The organism is Paraburkholderia youngii (genome assembly GCF_013366925.1).
In the GTDB taxonomy this organism is placed as follows: domain Bacteria; phylum Pseudomonadota; class Gammaproteobacteria; order Burkholderiales; family Burkholderiaceae; genus Paraburkholderia; species Paraburkholderia youngii.
On sequence record NZ_JAALDK010000001.1, the window covers coordinates 4,426,011 to 4,448,638 of the forward strand.

Annotated in this window: 20 protein-coding genes and 1 pseudogene; 12 read left to right on the forward strand and 9 right to left on the reverse strand. The window is 66.1% G+C overall.

The genetic code is table 11. The features are described 5' to 3' along the window. The first annotated feature begins 10 nt into the window (after positions 1–10). Together G5S42_RS20315 and G5S42_RS20320 are read left to right on the forward strand one after the other, a co-directional pair. Complete coding sequence (locus G5S42_RS20315) at positions 11–853, forward strand: EamA family transporter (protein WP_176108432.1); 843 nt, start codon at positions 11–13, stop codon at positions 851–853. A gap of 143 nt (positions 854–996) precedes the next feature. Then, the gene (locus G5S42_RS20320; RefSeq protein ID WP_176108433.1) at positions 997–1,275 is read left to right on the forward strand and encodes a hypothetical protein; all 279 of its coding nucleotides are present in this window, start codon (positions 997–999) and stop codon (positions 1,273–1,275) included. On the opposite strand, the gene G5S42_RS20325 is transcribed toward G5S42_RS20320, so the two are convergent. From G5S42_RS20325 to G5S42_RS20345, 5 genes and pseudogenes are all read right to left on the reverse strand, one after another. Next, positions 1,272–4,148, reverse strand: a complete 2,877-nt coding sequence (locus G5S42_RS20325; protein WP_176108434.1) for an Hsp70 family protein — start codon at positions 4,146–4,148, stop codon at positions 1,272–1,274. The two genes, G5S42_RS20320 and G5S42_RS20325, sit on opposite strands and share 4 nt — an antisense overlap. Then, positions 4,145–6,004: an Hsp70 family protein gene (locus G5S42_RS20330; protein WP_176108435.1), complete on the reverse strand. Its 1,860-nt coding sequence runs from the start codon at positions 6,002–6,004 to the stop codon at positions 4,145–4,147. The genes G5S42_RS20325 and G5S42_RS20330 overlap by 4 nt, the downstream gene beginning before the upstream one ends. Continuing rightward, positions 6,001–6,602, reverse strand: a pseudogene (locus tag G5S42_RS20335) (DUF2760 domain-containing protein). Before G5S42_RS20335 ends, G5S42_RS20330 begins: the two are co-directional and overlap by 4 nt. Positions 6,603–7,039: 437 nt before the next feature. Then, complete coding sequence (locus G5S42_RS20340) at positions 7,040–7,681, reverse strand: hypothetical protein (RefSeq protein WP_217709926.1); 642 nt, start codon at positions 7,679–7,681, stop codon at positions 7,040–7,042. A 180-nt stretch (positions 7,682–7,861) separates the two neighbouring features. Beyond that, entirely contained in the window at positions 7,862–9,106 is a 1,245-nt protein-coding gene (locus G5S42_RS20345; protein WP_176108436.1) for a tyrosine-type recombinase/integrase, read from the reverse strand. Between the two features lie 533 nt (positions 9,107–9,639). Here G5S42_RS20345 and katG point away from each other — a divergent pair. Further along, the gene (gene katG / locus G5S42_RS20350) at positions 9,640–11,898 is read left to right on the forward strand and encodes a catalase/peroxidase HPI (protein ID WP_176108437.1); all 2,259 of its coding nucleotides are present in this window, start codon (positions 9,640–9,642) and stop codon (positions 11,896–11,898) included. 134 nt (positions 11,899–12,032) lie between these two features. Here katG and G5S42_RS20355 read toward each other — a convergent pair whose 3' ends face one another. Further along, positions 12,033–13,049 (reverse strand): alcohol dehydrogenase, encoded by a 1,017-nt coding sequence (locus tag G5S42_RS20355; protein ID WP_176108438.1) that lies wholly within the window; start codon positions 13,047–13,049, stop codon positions 12,033–12,035. Positions 13,050–13,095: 46 nt separating this feature from the next. After that, positions 13,096–13,287 carry a hypothetical protein gene (locus G5S42_RS20360; RefSeq protein WP_176108439.1) on the reverse strand — a complete coding sequence of 64 codons (192 nt, stop codon included), beginning with the start codon at positions 13,285–13,287 and terminating at the stop codon, positions 13,096–13,098. Here G5S42_RS20360 and G5S42_RS20365 point away from each other — a divergent pair. From G5S42_RS20365 to chrA, 4 genes are all read left to right on the forward strand, one after another. Continuing rightward, a complete protein-coding gene (locus G5S42_RS20365; RefSeq protein WP_176108440.1) occupies positions 13,277–14,167 on the forward strand; it encodes a helix-turn-helix domain-containing protein in 891 nt (296 codons plus the stop codon). The genes G5S42_RS20360 and G5S42_RS20365 overlap by 11 nt on opposite strands. Positions 14,168–14,284: 117 nt before the next feature. Beyond that, complete coding sequence (locus G5S42_RS20370; RefSeq protein ID WP_176110578.1) at positions 14,285–15,556, forward strand: MFS transporter; 1,272 nt, start codon at positions 14,285–14,287, stop codon at positions 15,554–15,556. 140 nt (positions 15,557–15,696) lie between these two features. Beyond that, positions 15,697–16,737: a zinc-dependent alcohol dehydrogenase family protein gene (locus G5S42_RS20375; protein WP_176108441.1), complete on the forward strand. Its 1,041-nt coding sequence runs from the start codon at positions 15,697–15,699 to the stop codon at positions 16,735–16,737. A gap of 141 nt (positions 16,738–16,878) precedes the next feature. Then, positions 16,879–18,120 carry a chromate efflux transporter gene (chrA, locus tag G5S42_RS20380; RefSeq protein WP_176108442.1) on the forward strand — a complete coding sequence of 414 codons (1,242 nt, stop codon included), beginning with the start codon at positions 16,879–16,881 and terminating at the stop codon, positions 18,118–18,120. Between the two features lie 23 nt (positions 18,121–18,143). On the opposite strand, the gene G5S42_RS20385 is transcribed toward chrA, so the two are convergent. After that, positions 18,144–18,296, reverse strand: a complete 153-nt coding sequence (locus G5S42_RS20385) for a hypothetical protein (RefSeq protein ID WP_176108443.1) — start codon at positions 18,294–18,296, stop codon at positions 18,144–18,146. Here G5S42_RS20385 and G5S42_RS20390 point away from each other — a divergent pair. The 4 genes from G5S42_RS20390 to G5S42_RS20405 all read left to right on the forward strand — a co-directional run bounded on the left by G5S42_RS20390 (position 18,291) and on the right by G5S42_RS20405 (position 21,095). Continuing rightward, complete coding sequence (locus tag G5S42_RS20390) at positions 18,291–18,566, forward strand: DUF1488 family protein (RefSeq protein ID WP_176108444.1); 276 nt, start codon at positions 18,291–18,293, stop codon at positions 18,564–18,566. The two genes, G5S42_RS20385 and G5S42_RS20390, sit on opposite strands and share 6 nt — an antisense overlap. A 127-nt stretch (positions 18,567–18,693) precedes the next feature. Then, on the forward strand, positions 18,694–18,903 hold the full coding sequence (locus tag G5S42_RS20395) for a hypothetical protein (RefSeq protein WP_217710223.1): 210 nt from the start codon (positions 18,694–18,696) through the stop codon (positions 18,901–18,903). Between the two features lie 58 nt (positions 18,904–18,961). Next, positions 18,962–20,062, forward strand: coding sequence for an NAD(P)H-dependent flavin oxidoreductase (locus G5S42_RS20400; protein WP_176108445.1), 1,101 nt, complete (start codon positions 18,962–18,964; stop codon positions 20,060–20,062). Positions 20,063–20,141: 79 nt separating this feature from the next. After that, positions 20,142–21,095, forward strand: coding sequence for a LysR family transcriptional regulator (locus G5S42_RS20405; protein ID WP_176108446.1), 954 nt, complete (start codon positions 20,142–20,144; stop codon positions 21,093–21,095). Between the two features lie 32 nt (positions 21,096–21,127). Here the strand turns inward: G5S42_RS20405 and G5S42_RS20410 are convergent, their stop codons facing one another. Further along, positions 21,128–21,838 (reverse strand): SDR family NAD(P)-dependent oxidoreductase, encoded by a 711-nt coding sequence (locus tag G5S42_RS20410; RefSeq protein WP_176108447.1) that lies wholly within the window; start codon positions 21,836–21,838, stop codon positions 21,128–21,130. A gap of 297 nt (positions 21,839–22,135) precedes the next feature. Between G5S42_RS20410 and G5S42_RS20415 the strand changes: the two genes are divergently transcribed. Beyond that, the gene (locus tag G5S42_RS20415; RefSeq protein WP_176108448.1) at positions 22,136–22,573 is read left to right on the forward strand and encodes a MarR family winged helix-turn-helix transcriptional regulator; all 438 of its coding nucleotides are present in this window, start codon (positions 22,136–22,138) and stop codon (positions 22,571–22,573) included. Positions 22,574–22,628: the final 55 nt, after the last annotated feature.

Here is a 22,628-nt window from a genome sequence, read left to right on the forward strand (position 1 = left end):
CCAAAACCCCATGCTTAGTTATACCGGTGGCATCGTGCTTTTTGCCGCGATGCTTCACGCGAGCTGGAACGCGATGCTGCACGGCAACCGCGACCGGTTCCTGTCGATGACCTGGATGAGCATCGCCATCGCGGCTGTCGCCACGCTCGTCGTCCTGGTCAATCCCTTGCCAGCCAGCGCCTGCTGGCCCTACCTCGTTGCATCGGGGCTCGTGCATATCTTCTACAACGTGAGCCTCGTGCGGTCGTATCGACGCAGCGACCTGGCGCTCGCGTATCCGATCGCGCGTGGCTCGTCGCCGCTGCTCGTCACGCTCGGCGCGGCGCTGTTCGCGCGTGAAGCGATCGGCCCGTTGCACGCGCTCGGGATCGCGATGGTCTCGGGCGGCATCATCGCGATCGCGTTGCAGGGGCGGCACGTGTCGCGCGCGGGTGTGCTGAGCGCGCTGACGACTGGTGCGACGATTGCGCTCTATACCGTGATCGACGGCATCGGCGTGAGACTGTCCGACGGTCAGCCGCTGACCTACACCGCGTGGATGTTCCTGTTCTACTGGCTGATGCCGCTGCTGTTCGTCGCAATGCGCGGCCTCGCGCCGCTATGCACACCGGTACGTGCCGAGCCGCTGTCGGTGGGCTCGTCGCTCGTCGGCGGTTTGGTGTCGATCGCGGCGTATGGCATCGTGATCTGGGCGCTGCAGTCGGGCGCGATGGGTGCGGTGTCGGCGTTGCGCGAAACCAGCGTGGTGTTCGCGGTGCGGATCGGGCGGGTGTTTCTTGGGGAAGCGGTCAATGGCGGGCGCTGGCTCGCCTGCCTGGTCGTTGCGGCTGGAGCGGCATGTCTGGGGCTTTGACGAGAGAGAGAGGATGCGGGTCGTTCATCGCCGGCTTGCCTTGATGTGACGGGTGGCAAGCAAGCCATGCGCGATTCGTCCTAAGGTTTCCTTCAGCTTTGACTGATAGATAGCGGGTTCGACAATGGCAGAGAAAAACAACGATGCCCCGTGGACCCCGATCCGGCCGACAGGCCGAAAAGAACCGTTACCGCTCGACCTATCTGCTCGAATTGGCGCGCGGCAGCTCGCACATTTCGAGCACGCTGGGCGCCGACAGCCGGCAAGCGGCGATCGCCGAAGTGCTGTGCGAATTTGGCCTCCAATACGGCAAGGACAAGTTGCCGGTCTTTCGCGCTCTGCTCGCGGAAAGCCTCGAGGACCGTGACAATCCGGACGCGGCGCGAGCGGTGCTGAGCTTCGCGCAGCGCCAAACGCTCTAGCCGCCGATCAGCTTCAACCCCACCGGCAGCGATTCGCCGAACACGCGGCCTTCGTCGGCGTTATCGAGCGCGACGACTTCGCTGACCATCGTGATCCAGGCGCGCGGCGCGCTCGCCGCTTCGAGGCGTCGCACGACGCTCGCGCGCAGTTCGTCGGGCAGATCGCGCGAGCGATCACCGGTCATGCGGGCGATCTGCACCGCGGCGAACGCGGCCGGGTCGACCTTCTTCCAGTCGAGCGCGAGGATCGCGTCGAGCCATTGCGCGGCGACCTCGGGTGGCACGACGCTGTGCGCGCTGCCGTAGAACGGCTGGCGCGCGCCGATCCGTCCGACTGCCCACCAGCTTTGATGGTTTTCCGCGGGCTTTTTCAAGCGCGTGAGCACCGCCTCGCCGAGTTCGATCTTGCGTTCCGCCGGAATCCGTTCGAGCGATGCGGACAGGCGCAACATATCGGCGAAGCCGGTCTTCGCGACATCGAACGGCAGCTTGTGACGCGATTGCGCGGCCTTCTGCAGATAGTCCATCGCGTCGAGCACGCGCAACTGTTCGTCCTCGCCGAGACCGCCGGCCGCGCGGCGCCACAGCGTCCACCATTCGGACCACACCTGGCTGTCGGTCACGTATTGAATGCCGTCGTCGAACAGCGTCCACAGTTGCTCGACGCGCCATTCGTCGAGCGGATAGCCGAAGCCGGGCCGCACGCAATAGCCGGCCAGATTCAGCCACAGCCGCTCGTGATCGGCGGAGCGGCGCCGGCGCCGCGCGCGTTCCCACAGCGCGCCGAACAGCTCGCGCAGCAATGCGCTACCCCAGCCATCGCGCGGGCCGAGCAGATGTTCGAGCTGCGCGCGCAGGCGTTTGATTTCCTTCGGGTCGACGTTATGCGCGCGGGCGCCGAAGCAACGGTCGATCAGTTCGATCGCGCGATCGAGCGCCGGGTGGCGTTGCGGCGCGCCATCGGCGGATAGGTCTACTTGCGCGTCGCCGTGGCGCAGCTGGAATTCGAGCAGCCAGCGTTGCGATGGATCGTCGAGCTCGATGCAATGGACGTCGAGCGTGCCGACCTCGGTCAGCGACGTCGCGATGCGCACCGCGGTTTCGCGGGCGCGCTGGCCGTCGCGTGGCTGGACGATCGTCGCGATCGGCGGCAGGCGCACGAAGTCGCCGCCCGCGAGATCGACCAGCTCGCCAGGCTGATATGCGGTGTCCGCGCTAGACGACACCAGGTGAAAGCGCACCGGATGTCCGAGCCGCAGTGCGAACGTGCGATCCTCGATCAGAATCTCGTGAGCTTCCTCGGTGCCGCGCGGCAGCAGGCAGATGCCGCGTTGCGCGGGCGCTGCGTCCGGCTCGGCAACGTCTTTGCCGGCAGACGTTTCGTCGAGCACCAGAAAATAGCTGCGCGGCGAACCGCCGCCGATTTTCGGCGCGAAGCCGGCGCGCGCGAGCGTATAGGCGACCGCGCCGCGCGCGACCGCGACGTCGGGGTTGTCGTTGTGCAGCACATGGAGCGGCGCGCCGCGCCAGCCGCCGAGCGTGTCGGCGAGACGCCTCGATAGCGCGTCGGCGCGGAACACGCCGCCGTTGAGCAGCAGCGTGTCGGGAACGGGCAGGGCGGCTGTGCCGGATGGGTCCGGCGTGCTGGAGTGCGCGCCGAGGGCCTTGCGCGACTGCGCGGCGAAGCGTTCGAGAAAGGCCGCTATATGCCGCGTGACCGCCGCATCGGTCGCGTACGGCAGGCCGAATTCGACGATCGCGCCGCGCGGGCGGCCCGGTCGTTGATCTGCGGCGACGCGCGGAAAGAATCCATCGACGATGATCTTCTCGACCTCGTCGCGCGTGACCTGGGTGGTGCGCGCACCGCCGATCAGCTTCGAGCCGGCGCCGAGCAGCGTGACCGGCGCCGCCTCGGGCGCCTGCGCGCCGAGCAACTGCTCCTTCGCGACGCGGCATCGCTCGACCAGCTGCGACAGGCTCGCCGCCGACAGCCGCTGCGGCGCCTGCCCAGCGCCACCGGCACCACCCAACAGCCGCGCCTCGACCAGATGCGCGAGCGCGAGGTCCATATTGTCGCCGCCGAGCATCAGGTGATTGCCGACACCGACCCGCGTCAGGCGCGGCTCGCCGTGGTCGGTCAGGCCGACTTCGATCAGCGTCAGATCGGTGGTGCCGCCGCCGACGTCGCAAATCAGCACGAGCCGGGTGTGCGCCAACTCGTCGGCAAGCGTGTCGCGATGCCGGAACAGCCAGTCATAGAACGCGGCCTGCGGCTCTTCGAGCAGCCGCAGCGACGGCAGCCCCGCAAGCCGCGCCGCTTCGACGGTCAACGCACGCGCGCCTTCGTCGAACGACGCGGGCACCGTCAGCACGACGTCCTGCTGTTCGAGCGGCGCCTTCGGAAAGTGCTGGTTCCACGCGGCCCGCACGTGCGCGAGGTAGCTCGCGCTCGCGTCGAGCGGAGAAATCTTGCGGACGTCGTCGGGCGCGCCCCACGGCAGGATCGGCGCGACGCGATCGACCGAAGCGTGCGACAGCCAGCTTTTCGCGCTCGCGACGAGCCGCCCTGGCACCTGCGCGCCGAGCAGCCGCGCGAGCCGGCCGACCACGACCGGCTGCCCGGCGGGTATGCCTTGGCCGGACGCCGCGCGCGCGGCGGACCACGGCAACTGCAGATCGGCCGCGCTCAGCTCGCCGTCGGCCGCCTGATAGCGCACCGACGGCAACAGCGGCCGCGCGGCGACCTCGCCGGGGCTCACCAGCTGCTCGATCTCGAACACGCGGATCTGCTGCGATCCTGCTTCCGCGTACGCGAGCACCGTGTTGCTGGTGCCGAGATCGATGCCGACGCTGTACCGCTTCATGTCACTCACGCATTCGGGTTGCCGCGCACGTCGAATTCGACTTTCCAGCGCTCGTCGGAGCCGCGCGGGATCGCCTCCAGTTCGAGCGTGCCCGTTTCGGTCACGCGCGCGTGCAGCTTCACCGGCACGACTTCACCGGCGGTGCGGCCGGCCGCCGGCAGCGTCGCCTGAATTTCCTCGAGTTCCTGCAACTCCTCGGGGCCCCAGTATTCGAGCAGCGTGCCCACCTGATCCTGACGACGCACCGACGAGCCGAAGAAGCGGAAATGCACGGGCTCGCCGACGACCAGCCCGAACTCCTGCGCGGGCAACTCGGCGTCGGTGCCTTCTTCCATGCCGAACGGCGCGACGCACAGCGCCTGCACCGGCGGCTCGAGGCCGGGCACGGCCGGCATCGCCGATTCGATCGCGATGTAGTACGCGCGCGCGGTGCCGCCGCGAATCCGCACGCCGCGGCCGCGTCGCACGTAGCCGTAGTAGGCCGCGCCGCGCGCGACCGCCAGATCGAGGTCCGCGCCTTCGAGCAGACGCGCGCTCGCCGCGCCTTCGGCCGCGAGCCAGCCGTTCAGCGTGCTCATGATGCGCTCGACCAGCAGCGTCGACTTGAACACGCCGCCGTTGAACAGCACTGCGGTCGGATGCAGAAAGCTCGCGTTTTGCGCGGCGGCATTGGCCGCAGCTTCACCGAGCCCTTCGAGTTCGGCGAGCGCGCCGACCTGACGGCCGAGGAACGCCGCCAGATGCCGCGTGATACCCGCGTCCTGCGCATAGGGCAGACCGAGCTGCGTCAGACCCACCCGCGCGCGGCTCACCGGACGCGCGGCGCTGTCGACCTGCGGGAAGAAGCCGTCGAGGATCGTCTGCGTGAGCTCGGCGCGCGTCAGCTCGGTGCGGATCGAGCCGCCGATCAGCTTCGAGCCGCGGCTCGGCACGACGAGCGGCACGGTGTCGGTCGCGGGGTCGCTGAGCAGTGTTTCCTTCGCCGCGCGGCAAGCGTAGGTCAGCGCACGCAGCTGCCACGCGTCGGCCTGGGTGCCCTGCGCGGCGAGCTTGCGCGCGACCACGTGCGCGAGCGCGAGGTCCATGTTGTCGCCGCCGAGCAGGATGTGATCGCCGACCGCGACGCGATGCAGTTCGAGATTGCCGTCGCGCTCGATCACCGCGATCAGCGACAGGTCGGTGGTGCCGCCGCCGACGTCGACGACGAGGATGATGTCGCCGACCTTGACCTGCTTGCGCCACTGGCCGGCGCTCTTCTGGATCCAGCTATAGAGCGCCGCCTGCGGCTCTTCGAGCAGCGTCATGCGCGTGAAGCCGGCGGCCTCGGCTGCTTCCGCGGTCAGTTCGCGCGCGGCCGGGTCGAACGACGCGGGGATCGTCACCGTGACGTCCTGCTCGCCGAACGGCGCGTCCGGATGCGCGTGGTCCCACGCCTCGCGCAGGTGCGTCAGATAACGCACCGAGCTTTCGAGCGGCGACACGCGTGTGACTTCGGGCGGCGCGTCGTTCGGCAGAATGCCCGCGCGACGGTCGACGCCTGGATGGCACAGCCAGCTTTTCGCGCTCGACACGAGCCGGATCGGCGTGCCGGCGCCGCGATTGCGCGCGAATTCGCCGACCGCGAATTCGCGCTGGCCGGTCCACGGCAGGTACAGATCGCCGGAGGCCAGTTCGTCGGGATGCGGCAGGTACAGGAACGATGGCAAGAGCGGCAGAGTGTCGATTGCGCCGGGGCCCGTCAGCTGCGCGATCGACAGCACCTCCTGGGTGGTTTTCTCGCCGTCGCTCGCGTGCGTGTCCACGTAGGACAGCGCGCAGTGCGTGGTCCCGAGGTCGATGCCGATGGAATAGCGTGCGTCGCTCATAGCTCCACCTCCGCCGGCGCGATGACCTTCGCGTTATGGCCGTCCGCGAGCTTCGGCAGACGCACCTCGTCGACGCGCCAGCCGCGATGGCTGATGCTGCCGCTAAACGGCGCGCTGCCGACCACGTTGCCGGTCAGACGCACCGAACTCGCGTCGAAGCCGGCGGGCAGCGTCACTCGGCTGCCTTCGGCTTCGTCGCGCACCGGGCGGATCGTGAAGTGCTCGCGCAGCGTCGCGCGGCAGCCTTCGTGCACGAGGCGCGCGGCCGCGCCGATGTCGGCGTCGCTATAGGCCTTGATGTCTTCCTCGACGAAATCGATGAAGCGCGCGTCGCGTTGCAGCAGGCCGAGCAGTTGCAGCGCGGCGTCGGGGGTGGCCTCCTTCAGCACCGGGGCGGGTTGCGGCTTCGGTTGCGGGGCGGGTGCGGGTGCCGGGGTTGCCGCGGCGGCGGGGGCGGGCGCCGGGGCCGCGCCGAACTTTTCGCCGTTGCGCAGGCGCAGCACGTCGGCGGCGAACTCGCCATTGCCGAGAATGCGGAAAAAAACGTGCCCACGGCCAGCGAAATCCGGCCGAGGAAGGATGGGTTCGAATCGCTCATAAAGGCTCCTGATCTGCTCTGTTAGGGACGAGCGGTCCTCGCCGCGCCACGTGCGCCGGGCAGCGAAGCTGACGGGCCGGGCGCGGCTGTGATGTTGCGGGTCGGCGCGCGGCCGGGGGCGCGAGCCTTGGGCGATGATCATGCAACCGCCGGGCCGCCAGACTGTCCGGGACGCTTCGCGACCGGGTCGGCCGCGCGTGCGGCGCGCGCAAAACCCGTATTTTTGCCTTGCGGCGCGCCCGACGCGGGCAAAGCCGGCAATTCTAGCGGGCAATGGGGTGGGATTGGCGGGGAGTTGGGGGAAGGGGCGGTGTGCGCAGGTGCTTTGGGAGCGGGTTCCGGCTTGCTGCTGGCGCACCGGCGCGAGAGGCCGGCCGCTCGCCAGCCGCTCCCCGCGCAGTCTTGCCGCTTACGCGATGATGCGCATGTCGGCGACGTTACGACTTGCTCGGCTCTTTCGGTACCCGCTTGCCCGATGGTGCCGGCGCGGGCGTGACCGGCCCGGCGACTTTCATGTCGGCGCTGTGCGGTTGTCTGTGTGCGGCCATCGAGCGTCCAGGCCTGACCGACCCGGCGGCGTGCATGTTGGCAACGCGCGGTTGCCCGTGCGCGGCTGTCACGCGCGCAGGCCTGAGCGGCCCGGTGGCGTGCCTGTGGGCGCGCGGCGACTGTCCGTGCGCGGCCAGCGCCGGCGCGGGACCGGCAGCGCGCGCGAGCGGCGCACGCGCATCACCCGGATACCCCGGCAGATGACCGTCATGGCTTGCCATCACGCGACGCAGTTCCTCACGGCGATGGAAAACCTCCGCGCGACGATCGCCATGCGCGTAGAACTGGCGCTGCCGGACGCCGTCCCGGCCGACGACCCAGATATACGTATCGCCGCCGACGAATACCACGTCGCGGTCGACCACATTCGCGACGTACACATCGGTGGGCAACGGCTGATAGGCGGTCACGGTCACTTCGGTAGGGCGGTTCGGGGCGCTGACGAGCTGGCCTTGCCCACTGGTCACGCAGCCCGCGAGAAAGCTCGCGCACGCAGCCGACGCCAACAGCGCCTTGGTGATCTTTTTCAACTTCGTTCCCCGGTTTGTCTTGTTTATTTGTCGAGCGACGCCCTTTTAACGGCCAGGCGTTTTGCGTTCTTGAGATACGAATCGCCGATCGGGAAAATTAGTTGATGAATGCGCAGGCGAAAACCGCGCAGGCGAAAACGCATGCGCCAATGCGTGCGCAGCCGGGGCTCCGATCCGCGCTTAATTGCCGCCCGGATTGCCTTCTTTAGACTTCGCGTCGTGCCAGTTCATCCGGTGCCGATTGACGGTCTCGGTATGGCGCGCGTCGTCCTCGGTGTGCAGATAAAGGCTGGTCGTATTCAGCGACACGTGGCCGAGATTGTCGCGGATCGTGCGCAAATCGACGCCGCCGTCCGCCTGGTGCGAACCGGCCGTATGCCGCAGCCAGTGCGCCGACGCGCGCTCGAGTTCGTCGGCGCGATCGGCGAATTCGGCGCCGCGCGCGCGCAGCCACATCGCCGCGCCCGCGAAGATGCCTTTGATCGCGTCGTGAATCGCCGAGCGCGACAGGCAGCGGTTGCGACCCTTGAAGGGCAGCACGAGCGGGGTTTCCTCGGCGCGGGTCGGCAGCGCGGCGAGGCCATTCAGCGTCCGGTAGCTGCGCAGTTCCTGAACCAGTTCGGCCGACACCGGCACGATCCGCTCCTTGTCGCCCTTGCCGAGCGTTTCGAGCCACCACTGGTCCTGACCGTCGGCGCCGAGCCTTCGGAAGAACTGGCCCATCTGCCCGCCGGCGACCTCGGAAATGCGCATGCCCTGCAGATAGAACAGCGTGGTCAGCCAGCGGCAGCGCGCGTAGTACGCGCGCTGCGCATCGGTATCTTGCGGCAACTGCTCGACGAACAGTTTCACTTCGTCCCACAGCGACGTCGACAGATAGCGCGTGACGCGCGGCGCCGAGCGCTTCGCGCGCTGTCGCAGCAGCGCCATCGGATTGCCGCGCAGATAGCCCGCGTTGACGAGCCACGTGAACATCGCGTTCAGGATGATCAGCGCCTGGCGCTGGCTGGCCGGCGACAGCGGCCCGTTGAACGGCCGCCAGCGCGCGTCGCCGCGCGCGTACTTGCCGCCGTTCGCCGACACCCAGCGCGCGGCCGGCTGCGGATCGGCGATGAACGCCTTGAACAGCAGCAGATCCTCGTGCGTCAGCGACGACAGCGGCTTGCCGAGCTGCACGACGGCCCACAGCAGCAGCCGTTCGGCTTCCTTGCGGTAGTTGTCGAAGGTGGTCTTGGTGTCGGCGTAATTGGAGAGCCACGCGCGCACGGCGTCGAGGTCGTTGCGCGCCGATAGCTGGGAGTTTTCCGCCGCGCCGCGATTGGTGCCGTCGCGGCCATCGAGCAGTTCCGGCACGAGGAGCGATTCGACGGGCTGGACGGTGGCGAGCTCAGCATTCGGGGCAGCTTTGGACACGGTTCGGGACACTCCTCGGGCGCACGCCGGTTGGCGTCATTCTGCTCCGCTCAGGCGTTGTCCGAAGCGTTTGCCTGAAAAGAAAACAGTGCCCATTCTGTTGCTGATGAAACGCGAAACCCTATCACACAGTAGACCGCGCCTGGCGCAAAACAGCGGGGCGCGCTCAAGCTTCGACGCAGCGACGATCGATCGGCATACAGTAATGGAGCGCGCCGCGCGATTGTTGGCCGCTATAGTCGCCATCTATTACCGGCATTGCCGGATTCGAATTCTATTGAACTTTGCCCTCGCCTATATTCGAATAGGAGTGGCGCGTCGGCCGGAGTCATCTGTTGGAGACTCCGGCTGCGTTTCCTTCAACCCTGGATTTCATGAGTGCACTGCCGAATCATTCGGCCGACTGTCGGGTTCCTCGATCGTCAAATTGCCACGGACGCCTGACAGGATGACAAACGCATAACAAGTACCTTGCATGGGATTGGAGAAAGTGCTTCGCACCGACTCCGATCGACAACGGAGACATCCTCCAAAGGAGAGAACGCATGTCAAACGAAGCAAAGTGCCCGTTCATCCACACCGCCGGCGGCGGGACGACCATTCGAGACTGGTGGCCGAAGCAATTGCGCGTCGATCTGCTGAACCAGCATTCCAACCGCTCCAATCCGCTAGACAAGGACTTCAACTATGCCGAGGCATTCAAGAGCCTCGACTACGACGCGATCAAGAAAGACCTCGCCGCGCTGATGACCGATTCGCAGCCCTGGTGGCCCGCTGACTTTGGCCACTACGGACCGCTGTTTATCCGTATGGCATGGCACAGCGCCGGCACCTACCGCATCGGCGACGGCCGCGGCGGCGCAGGGCGCGGCCAGCAGCGTTTCGCGCCGATCAACAGCTGGCCGGACAACGTGAGCCTCGACAAGGCGCGCCGGCTGCTATGGCCGATCAAGCAGAAATACGGGCAGAAAATTTCGTGGGCCGACCTGCTGATCCTGACCGGCAACGTCGCGCTCGAAACGATGGGTTTCAAGACATTTGGTTTCGGCGGCGGGCGCGAGGACACGTGGGAACCGGATCAGGACGTCTATTGGGGCAATGAAAAGACCTGGCTCGGCGGCGACGTGCGCTATGGCAAGGGCGCGGCCGGCAGGGAAGACGACGAAGGCGTGCTGGTCGCCGACGAAGAACTGCACGGCACCGAAAAGAGCCGCACCGATCCGCCCGGACGCAACCTCGAAAACCCGCTCGGCGCGGTGCAGATGGGCCTGATCTACGTGAACCCGGAAGGCCCGGACGGCAATCCCGATCCGCTCGCCGCGGCGGTCGACATCCGCGAAACATTCGCCCGCATGGCGATGAACGACGAGGAAACGGTCGCGCTGATCGCCGGTGGCCACACATTCGGCAAGACGCACGGCGCGGGGCCCGCCGAGAACGTCGGTCCGGAACCGGAAGGTGCCGGTCTCGAGGAGATGGGGCTCGGCTGGCGCAACAGCTTCGGCACCGGCAAGGGTGGCGACACGATCACGAGCGGTATCGAAGTCACGTGGACCTCGACGCCGACGCAGTGGGGCATGGGCTATTTCCACAACCTGTTCGGCCACGAGTGGGAACTGACCAAGAGCCCGGCCGGCGCGAATCAGTGGGTTGCGAAGGGCGCGGAGCCGACGATCCCGCACGCGCACGACCCGTCGAAAAAACTGCTGCCGACGATGCTGACGACCGACCTGTCGCTACGCCTCGACCCGATCTACGAAAAGATCTCGCGGCGCTTCATGGATAACCCGGACGAGTTCGCCGACGCGTTCGCGCGCGCATGGTTCAAGCTCACGCACCGCGACATGGGTCCGCGCGCCCGCTATCTGGGCCCGGAAGTGCCGGCCGAGGAACTGCTGTGGCAGGACCCGATTCCGGCCGTCGATCACCCGCTCGTCGACGACAAGGACGTCGCGGCGCTGAAGCAGAAGATCCTCGCGTCCGGACTGTCGGTGTCGCAGCTGGTCACGACCGCGTGGGCATCGGCCTCGACGTTCCGCGGCTCGGACAAGCGCGGCGGCGCCAACGGCGCACGCATCCGGCTCGCGCCGCAGAAGGACTGGGCAGTCAACCAGCCGGCCGAGCTCGCGAAGGTGCTGAAGGTGCTCGAAGGCATCCAGAGCGAGTTCAACGGTGCGCAGTCCGGCGGCAAGAAGATTTCGCTCGCCGATCTGATCGTGCTGGCCGGTGGCGCCGGCATCGAGCAGGCCGCGAAGAACGCCGGGCAGCAGGTGACGGTGCCGTTCTCGCCGGGTCGCATGGATGCGTCGCAGGATCAGACCGACGTCCAATCGGTCGGCGCGCTCGAGCCGGTCCACGACGGCTTCCGCAACTATCTGGGCGGCAAGTTCCCGGTGGAGGCGGAGAAGCTGCTGATCGACAAGGCGCAACTGCTGACGTTGACGGCGCCCGAGATGACGGCGCTGATCGGCGGCCTGCGCGTGCTGAAGGTGGGCGGTGGCAAGGAAGGTGTGCTGACGGACAAACCGGAAACGCTGACCAACGACTTCTTCCGTAACCTGCTCGATATGGGTACGGAATGGACGCCGGTGTCGGAGGCCGCGGAAACGTTCGAAGGCGCCGACGCGAAGACCGGCGAGGTCAAGTGGACGGGTACCCGTGTCGATCTGGTGTTCGGCTCGAACTCGGTGCTGCGCGCCTTGAGCGAGGTCTACGCGAGCGAGGACGGTAAGGAGAAGTTCATGCGCGACTTCATTGCCGCGTGGGTCAAGGTAATGAATCTGGATCGTTTCGATCTGGCTTGATCCAGCCACTGCGGCGCGCGTGGTTGCTTACCACGCCGACGCAGTGTTTGAAGGTAGCTTTGAGTAGTCATCGAGCGCGATTGCCGGGATGCCGGCAATCGCGTTTTTTCTTCGTCTCCTTCCCAGTCATCGACTCAGACCATCTTCAGCACCACCCTGAAACGCGCGTGTCCGCTCAGCATCCGGTCGTAGGCCTGCGCGGCCTCGGCGAGCGGATACTCCTCGATCATCGGCTTGACGCCGGTGAGCGCGCTGAACGCGAGTGTGTCCTGCGAATCGGCCGAGGTGCCGGACGGCCAGCCTTGCACCGAGTTGCGTCCCATGATGAACTGCACGATCGGCACTTCGATCGGCTCTTCCGAGACGCCGACCATCACGAGCTTGCCGTTCAGGCCGAGACCGCCGAGCGTGGCTGTCATCGCCTTGCCGCTCGTCACCGTGGCGAGGATCAGCTTCGCGCCGCCCAGTGCCTGGAGCTTCTCGGCGACGTTTTCCGTTTTGCTGTCGATGTAGTGATGCGCGCCCAGTTGCTGCGCGAGCGGGGCCTTGTCCTGACCGCGCGCGATCGCCACCGTGCGAAAACCCATCTTGCGCGCGAACTGCACGCCTAGATGACCGAGGCCGCCGATGCCGAGAATCGCGACCACGTCGCCGGCGCGCGCGCCGCTATTGCGTATCGCGTTGAAGGTCGTAATGCCCGCGCACAGCAGCGGCGCGGCATCGACATCGGACAGATCGTCGGGAATGCGCGCCAGCGCTTCGACCGGGGCCACCATGTATTCGGCGTAGCCGCCGTCGTAGCTGATGCCGGGGATCAGCGCAAACTTGCACAGCACGAAGTCGCCCCGGCGGCAGTGTTCGCATTTGCCGCAATGGCCGCCGTGCCAGCCGACCCCGACGCGCTGCCCGAGCTGCCAGCCCTCGACACCCGCACCGAGCGAGTCGATCACGCCCGCGATCTCATGACCGGGCACGCGCGGATAGGCGAGGGCCGGCCACAGCCCGTCCTTGGTCATCACATCGCTATGACAGATGCCGCAAGCCTGAATCCTGATGCGCACGTGCCCCGCGCCCGCCTCGGGCACTTCACGCTCGACCAGTTCGAGCGGGCCGCCTGCCTGCTTCACTTCGACTGCTTTCATCGTGGGCATGACGTTCTTCCTTTCCAGTGGTGAACGGGACAAGAGGGGAACAAACTCAAACATCATAGTCCGCGCCCAGGCGGGTCGCCAGAAAGAAGCCGCCGTCGATTGGCCGATGACGATGACATCCGATGTAATTGGCGCGCCGCGCGGCCGCCGCTAATCTTCGGCTATTGCGCCGCCAATTGGATGGCGCGCAGCAGTTGTTTTCAGCCGATAAAAAGGAGGGCAATGCGATGAACGTCACGAGTCACGATCCGAAAGTGCAGCCGGGCGATCTCGGTAGTCTGTTGCGCTATTGGCGTGACGTGCGCGGCGTGAGTCAGCTCGATCTGTCGCTCGAGGCCGGCTTCTCGCAGCGGCAGATCAGCTTCATCGAAAGCGGGCGCAGCGTGCCGGGCCGCGACACGCTGCTGACGCTTGCGCAGACTCTCGACGTGCCGCTGCGCGAGCGCAATGCGCTGCTGCTTGCCGCCGGTTACGCACCGGTCTATTCGGAAGCGCCGTGGAATGCGCAAGAGATGAACGGCGTGGTTCGCGCGCTCGAACGGGTCGTGCGTCAGCATGAGCCGTTTCCGGCGCTCGTGATGGACCGCGACTGGAACGTGCTGATGAGCAACGACGCGGCTCCGCGCTTTTTCAACTGCTTCATCGACATGGCTGCGCGCGAAGGCCCGCGCAACATGCTGCATCTGATCTTCGATCCGCTCGGCATGCGTCCGTTCGTGGCCGATTGGGATGAGGTCGCGCGAAGCCTGCTGCAACGCGTGTATCGTGAATCGGTGGGTCATGTCATCGGTGCCCACACGAAGCGTCTACTCGATGAACTGCTTGCGTATCCCGATGTGCCACGCGACTGGAAGACGCATCATGGCTCTTCCACGACGCCCGCGACGCTGCCGATGATTCCACTCGGCTTCATCAGCGAAGGCGTGGTGCTGCGCTATTTCTCGATGGTCACGACCGTGGGTACACCGCAAAACGTGGCCGCGCAGGAACTGCGCATCGAATCCATGTTTCCCGCCGACGAGGCCACCGAAGCACGCCATCAGCAACTGCTTGCGATGCATGCATTGCCGCAACCTCCAATATCGGCAAACCGATGGACGGGAACTGAATGGCAGTGACCTTCAAGGCAGTCCCAGGCACGCTCGATGCTCCAGCGGGATATGCGCTGATCGCCTTGCGCAGTGTCCCGACGGACGCCTGATCGATGGAAGCCCGTCGCTCGCGCCCGCCAAAAACTGGAAGAACACAACACGAAACCGACCACCCCGTTACTGGCAGTCAGCTTCTTCGCCGCCGATGTGCAGGCAGGCGCGGGACCCTTTCTCGGCATCTATCTGCAAGCGCATGGATGGAGCCCCGACACGATCGGCACCGTGCTGACGCTGGGGGCCATCGTCAGCGTGCTCGTGACGGCCCCGGCTGGCGCGCTGGTCGATGCCATTTACCATCGGCGCGCGGTGGTGGTTGCCGCAAGCGCGCTGACGGTCGCCGCCGCGTGCGTGATCTGGCTCTCGCGCGGCTACTGGCCGATCGCGTTCTCGCAGATCGCCACGGCAGTGGCGGGCTCGGTCATGGGCACCGCGCTGATGGGATTGACGCTCGGCATGACCGGCCGCAGAAACTTCGACCGGCAATACGGCCGCAACCAGGTGGCGAACCACGCCGGCAACATCGTGGCGGCGGCTTTGTCCGGTGCGATCGGCTGGTGGCTCGGCATCGTCTGGGTGTTCGCGCTCGGGGCGGCGTTCGGGATCGCGTGCATTGTCTCCGTGTTGCTGATTCCCGCGCGCGCGGTGCATCGGCACTATGCGCGCGGCCTCGCGCACGAGGACGACAAGGATCGCTCGCAGGTGCGCGCGGACAGCGTGCGCGCGCTGATCCGCTGCCGCCCGTTGCTGTTGCTCGCGCTCGCGCTGGCCGCCTTCAGCCTCGGCAATTCCACGCTGCTGCCGCTTTACAGCCTTGCGCAAGCGGCGGCCCACCACCGCGACGCCAGCGCGATCACGGCGGCCAATATCATCATTTCCCAGCTTGTGATGCTGTGCGCGGCTGTCTACGCGAGCCGCGCGATCCGCCGCTGGGGTTTCTGGTGGGTCATCCTCGCGACGCTGATCACGCTGCCGCTGCGCGGCTTGACCGCGGCATGGATCACGGCCGAGTGGGGGATCGTGCCGGTGCAAATCTTCGACGGTCTGGGCTCCGGGCTGCAAAGCGTCGCGATCCCGGCTCTCGTCGTGCACCTGTTGCATGGCAGCGGGCGGGTGAACCTCGGTCAGGGCGCGGTGCAAAGCGTGGAAGCCGCCGGCGGTTGCCTGAGTCCACTGCTCGGCGGATGGCTCGCCAGCCGCTTCGGCTACCCGACGGCATTTATTGCGCTCGGTAGCTTCGCGTTCATTTCGCTGGCCGTGTGGATCGCCCAAGGCGCGACGATCAGGCGAGCGTGCGATACGCGCCGCGACGAACTCGAGAAAATGACCGACATCGATGCGTCGGCGTTGTTTTCGTAACTCGGACGCCGCGGCCCGCAATTAGTTGAACCCACATGCTTGACCCAGATCAAGCCGCCCGCCATGCCGGGGCGCATGATGTAAGCGCGTGACGCAATAGGAAGCATCGTGTTTCATTCCGGCCACAGGAGAAGTCCGTCATGAAAGCACTCGTTTATCACGGTCCGGGCAAAAAGTCGCTCGACGAACGGCCGATCCCCGAACTCGCGGCGCCCACCGATGCAATCGTCAAAGTCACTCGCACGACGATCTGCGGCACCGATCTGCACATTCTCAAAGGCGAAGTGCCGAGCTGCGAGCCGGGCCGCATTCTCGGCCACGAAGGCGTCGGTGTCGTGCATCAGGTCGGCGACGCGGTGAGCGGGCTCGCGGCCGGCGATCACGTGCTGATCTCGTGCATTACCTCGTGCGGTCGCTGTGACTACTGCAGGCGCGGGATGTATTCGCATTGCACGACGGGCGGCTGGATTCTCGGTAACCGGATCGACGGCACGCAGGCCGAATACGTGCGCATTCCGCATGCGCAGAGCAGTCTGTACCGGATTCCGGCCGGCCTCGACGAAGAGGCGCTCGTGATGCTGTCCGACATTCTGCCGACCGGCTTCGAATGCGGCGTGCTCAACGGCAAGGTTCAGCCGGGCTCTACGGTGGCGATCGTCGGCGCCGGACCCATCGGGCTCGCGGCGCTGTTGACCGCGCAGTTCTACTCGCCGGCGCAGATCATCATGATCGATCCCGATGTCAACCGGCTCGAGGTCGCGCACCGCTTCGGCGCGACCGCGTGTGTCGACAACGCGCATACCGATGCGGTCGCGCAAGTGCTGAAGCTGACGGAATCGGTCGGCGCCGACTGCGTGATCGAAGCGGTCGGCATTCCGCCGACGTTCGAGCTTTGCCAGCAACTGGTCGCGCCTGGCGGAACGATCGCGAACATCGGCGTACACGGCGTGAAGTGCGATCTGCATCTGGAACAGCTGTGGGATCGCAACATCGCGATTACGACGCGTCTCGTCGATACCGTCAGTACCCCGATGCTGATGAAGACGGTCAAGGCGGGGCGGATCGATCCGACGCGTCTGATCACGCATCGGTTCCGGCTCGACGATATTCTTTCGGCTTACGAGACGTTCTCCAGCGCGTCGAGCACGCGCGCGCTGAAGGTGTTGATCGAGGCGTCTTAGGCGGGGCGCGGCGAGCCGGAGCGGTGGCGCGCATGGTCGCGCGGCAGACCTCTATACTGTGCGTCGTCAAAACACGAGGCCCTGTCGCCGACCCGTGGCTCCGCCACCTCGCGAAATCGACATCGCTCGCCCCGCCCATCCATGGATACTGATTTGTCGTCGCCGCGCCGCTCACGGTTCACGCGCGTTATCGAGGTGTTCAGCGCATTTCTCAAACTCGGGCTGACCAGTTTCGGTGGCCCGATCGCTCACATCGGTTACTTCCGGCGCGAGTTCGTCGAGCGGCGCCGCTGGCTCGACGACGAAGCCTTCACCGACCTCATCGGCCTATGCCAGTTTCTGCCGGGCCCCGCGAGCAGCCAGGCGGGATTTTCGATCGGGTTGCTGCGGGCCGGGTGGGCTGGGGGCCTTGCCGCCTGGTGCGGCTTCACGCTGCCGTCGGTACTCGTGATGCTGGCCTTTGCCGCGATCGCGCCGGACCTCGGCGGGGCGCTCGGCACGGCTGTGATCCATGGCCTGAAACTCGTCGCGGTGGCCGTCGTCGCGCAGGCCGTCTGGGACATGGCGCGGCGTCTTTGTCCGGATCGCCGCCGCGCGGCGATCGCGCTCGCATCGCTCGCATTGCTGAGTGTGCTTGGCACCGTCTACGCCCAACTGATCGTGATCGGCGCTGGCGCCGTGCTCGGTGTCGCGCTGTGCCGAACCACGGCGGCGCAAGCGCCACGCGCCACTCCTCTGCGGGCCGGCGATTTTCAGGTGTCGCGCACGGCCGGCATCGTCGCGCTAGTGGTGTTTTGCGCATTGCTGTTCGCGTTGCCGCTATGGGCGGCAAGCGGGCCCTCGCAAGGCCTGCGCGTATTCGACGCGTTCTATCGCTCGGGCGCGCTCGTGTTCGGCGGCGGGCACGTAGTGCTCCCGCTTTTGCAGCGTGAAACCGTCGCGACCGGATGGGTCTCGCCCAACGACTTCCTGGCCGGCTATGGCGCGGTCCAAGCGGTACCCGGACCGCTGTTCACGTTCGCGGCGTTTCTCGGCTGGATGATGGCGCTGCCACCGAGACACTGGAGCGGCGCACTGCTGGCGACAGTGGGCATCTTTCTGCCGGGACTGCTGCTCGTGCTCGCCGCATTGCCGTGGTGGCAGGCGCTGCGAGCGCGTGCGGCGATGGCGGCGGCGCTTGCCGGCGTCAATGCCGCGGTGGTCGGGCTGCTGGCCGCCGCGCTCTATTCGCCGGTGTGGACGAGCGCGGTGTTGTCCGCGACGGATTTCGCGGTCGCGTGTATCGGCTTTTTGCTGTTACTGCGCTGGAAGGTGCCGCCGCTTGCGGTTGTCGTGCTGTGTGTGGCGGCCGGCGTTGCTCAAACCGTGTGGCACCCGCTCTGACAGCGCTAATGGCGCACGGATGATCACGCGGCCTCGGTGCGTTTGCCGCACCACGACGCGACGCCGCCGCTGATGACGCGGAACGCCGCCTTGACGTACGTCAAATCCGCGGTGGATTGCGTGATTAAGCTGGAGACGTCGCGGCACTTCATGCGCTTGGGGGCGTCACCATGCATATTTCCTTTCCATCCTGCATGCCCGAATACTGCGCCCGCGATCTGGTGCTGGCGTTTCCGGCGCACGTCGACGATCGGTCCGTGCAGTGCGCGATTACCGCCGAGGCGCTCGAAGATCACTTCGGCGCGCGCTCGCTGCGCGAGGACGATCTGGTCCAGGCGTTCCTCGCGCACCGCTATCAGATCGAGCAGGCCGCCAAACAGCTGCTCGAGGAGGTCGGCGCGAAGCCCGTGCTGCTGCACAGCGGGTTCTTCAGGTTCTCCGCGTGACCGGCGGCAATTATCCGGTGCTCTACGCGATTGGCGCGGTGGCGCTCCTTCTCGCACTCGCCGTCGATCCGTTTGCCGCGCGCAGCGCGAAATGAATGCGACGGTTTCGTCTGTACCGGCGATCGGTATGGCCCTGGCGCTGCCGTTGATCGGCGTGGCGCACAATGTTGACGAGCTGATCGCGCTGCGTTTGATCGCCGGTTTGGTAGGCGGCTATGCATCTGCTCGCCAACCAGTCGATCGAGCCGATCATCACCGTGTATTCTTCGTGACCGGCGCGCGGCTGATCGCCTGCGGTGGCCTCGCGCGCTGGGCGCACGGCCGCGCTGGAGCCTGACAGGCAGGCAAGCCGGCAGGTACATTGAACCTTTTAACGCATCCGGTGGGAAGGGAACATGAGCACTCAAGCGGACAATCGCGCGTTACTGCGCACGCTCGGCATCCACAAGCCGATCATTCAGGCGCCGATGGCCGGCGTCACCACGCCGGCGCTCGCGGCCGCGGTGTCGAACGCGGGCGGTCTGGGCTCGCTCGGCGTTGCCGCGATGAACGCGGAGAACGCGCGCCGCGCGATCCACCAGACCCGCGAGCTAACCACGAAACCGTTCAACATCAATGTGTTCTGCCATCGCCCGGCCACACCCGATGCGGCCGTCGAGCGTGCATGGCTCGCCTGGCTCGAACCGGTGTTCCGGCAATACGGCGCGACGCCGCCGCAAGCGCTCTCCGAGATCTACACGAGCTTCGTCGTCGACACCGCGATGCAGGCGATGCTGCTCGCGGAGAAGCCGGCCGTCGTCAGCTTCCATTTCGGCTTGCCGCCCGATGCGGTGATCGCGCAACTGAAGCACGCGGGCATCCGTTTGCTGGCGAGCGCGACCAATCTCGACGAAGCGGCGACGGCCGTCGAAGCAGGCGTCGATGCGATCGTCGCGCAGGGCATCGAGGCGGGCGGTCATCGCGGCATATTCGACACGACCTCGCGCGACGAGCGCCTCGGCACGTTCGCATTGACGCGTCTGCTGGCGAGCGAGTTCGACCTGCCCGTGATCGCGGCGGGCGGCATCATGGACGGCGCCGGCATCGCGGCCGCGCTTGCGCTGGGCGCGCAGGCGGCGCAAATGGGCACGGCCTTCGTCGCATGCCCGGAGACCTCGATCGACGACGCTTATCGCAGCGCGTTGCTCAGCGATGCGGCGCGCTCGACGACATTCACTTCGGCCATATCGGGGCGCCTCGCGCGCAGCATCGTCAATCGCTTCACGGCGCTCGGCGAGGACCCGCAGGCCCCGCAAACGCCTTCCTATCCGATCACTTACGACGCCGGCAAGGCGCTCAATGCTGCCGCCAAAGCCAAGGGTGAGTTCGGCTACGGCGCGCAATGGGCGGGGCAGGCCGCGCCGCTTGCGCGTTCGATGCCCGCCGGCGAACTGATCGCGCAACTCGAACGCGAAACGCGTGAAAGTATCGAGCGGCTGCAATCGGTGTGGAACTGAGCAGTCTGATTTTCATGCCTCGCATCGATCGAAAACATCGGCACGCATCCTCGAAACAAAAAAACAAAGGGAGACAGGCATGCAACGCAAATTCGACGATCTGCTGCTGGGCAGCATCGAGCTCTTCTGTTTCGCGGCGGAGCTCGGAAGCTTTACGCTCGCGGCCAACGCCGCGAGTGTCACGCCGGCGGCGGTGAGCCGCTCGGTGGCGCGGCTCGAGGAACGGCTCGGCGTGCGCCTGTTCGTGCGCACGACGCGCCAGATCCGTCTGACCGACGCGGGGCGGCGCTACTTCGAGCAGTGCCGTCAGGCGTTGTCGCAACTGATGGACGCCGAGCGCGAAGTGACGGGCGAGCAAACCACACCGGCAGGCATGCTGCGCATCAGCATGCCGACGCCGTATGGGCACTATCGCGTGTTGCCGCTGCTGCCGGCGTTTCGCGAGCGCTATCCGCAAGTCCAGGTCGAGACGCACCTGAGCAACCGCAACATCGACTTCGCGGACGAAGGTTTCGATCTGGCGATACGCGGACGCGCACCGGCCGATTCAAACCTCGTCGCGCGCAAGCTCGAAGATGCGGAAATGGTCGTGGTGGCGACGCCCACCTACCTGCAACGCGCGGGGGTGCCGAACACCGTCGAGGACCTGCAGACTCACGAGTGCATCCAGTTCGAAATGCCGAGCAGCGGGCGTCATCTCGCGTGGACCTTCGAGGGCTCGGCTGACAATGGCGACGTGCTGACCCGGGGAAGCTATGGAACCTCGGGCGATGCGCTCGCCGGCGTGACGCTCGCGCGTGCCGGCGCGGGTCTCTTTCAGACTTATCGCTTCGTCGTGGCCGACGACCTGCGCGAAGGTCGGCTCGTGGAAGTGTTGCGCGAAGCGGGCGGGCGTACGCGGCCATTCATCCTGCTTTATCCGCACGCGCGCTATCTGACTTCGCGCGTGCGGGTTTTCGTCGAATTTCTGATCGAGCAGTTGGCCACGCCCACGACACCCCCTGTGCCCGCGCCACGCACGCGCGCGCACTGAGCGGCGCGCGCGTCTTCATCGCATGGCCCCGCTCAGTGGCCCGCGCTCTGGCCGCCGTCCACATGCAGGATCTCGCCGGTCACGAACGGCGCCGAGTCGAGATAGAGGATCGCATTCACGATGTCGCTCATCTCGCCCATATGACCTACCGGATGCAATGCGCCGAGCGCCGCATGGGTTTCGGGCGCATGCATCGGTGACTTGATGATGCCGGGCGAAACTGCATTGGCGCGAATGCCGCGCTTCGCGTACTCGATCGCAAGCGAGCGGGTCGCGGCGGCGAGGCCGCCCTTGGTCAGCGAGGCCAGCACGGACGGCACACCGTCGATCGCGTGATCGACGAGGGTCGTCGTGATGCTGACCACATGGCCGCGCTCATGCTTCTCCATCTCGGCGATCGCCAACTGCGTGATGTGGAAGAAGCCCGCGAGATTGATGCTGGTGATGGTCGCGTAATCTTCGGCCGTGTACTGCGTGAACGGCTTGGCCACGAAAATGCCCGCATTGTTCACGAGCGTATCGACACGACCGAAACGTGCCACCGCTGTGTCGATCACGCGTCGGGCGGTGGCCGGATCGGCAATGTCACCGGCCACCGTGACGAGGTTGGGATCGTCGGACGGCTTGATGCTGCGCGATGTCGCGACCACGTTATGGCCGAGCTTGCGAAATGCCTTGACGGTTTCGGCGCCGATGCCTTGCGATGCACCGGTGACCACGATGACTTTGGGAGACTGACTCATAGTGAACCTCGAAGTTGGTTGGATCAGCAATCTGTGATCGGACTGTTGGCTCCGATGGCTACTAATTTATGCAGTCGTGCTGCGCTTTTGCACACAAGGCGCGGACAAACAGTTGTGAGCCGCAGGAACAAGCGGTGAGTGATGACACGTGTCGGCAGTCGTTCTGTCGGTGCCGGTCGCGATTGTCGCCGGTAGATCAATTCAGTTTTGCACCGCGCAGCGCATACGGCGAGGAAATGCGCTTGCACAAATCTGCATAGTCAAATATATTGAAGTCAGATACCGAAGAGGCGATCGATGGACGATTCGATCAACGAAGACTTCGAGCGGACGCAGAAGCTGGTGTCCATGCTGGGTCAGGTGCGTCAGCTGATTGCAAGCGAACTCAGGGCAGGGCTCGCGGATGCAGGACTCAATCTGCAGCAGCGCGGCGTTCTGCTCACGCTGGCGCGCGGGAGCGCGAAAACACCGGCCGCCCTGTCGAAATTGGCTGGCGTCCACCCGACACGGATGACCCGCGTGCTGGACAGGCTCGAAGACAGCGGATTGATCGAGCGCGCCCGCAACGGCAGGGATCGTCGACTCGTCAATGTTTCATTGACGCAGAAAGGGCGGGCCATCGCCGCGCGCCACACACGGGTTGTCCAGGGAGCATGGAGCGAGCGGCTTTCGCACTTCTCGAAGTCGGACTTCGACGCGTTGAGCCTGCTTCTTTCAAGACTGCTCGACCGCTAAGGCGGTTTTTTTCAACCACTTATCTGACAATGCAGATAATCGCCCGGCACTGAAG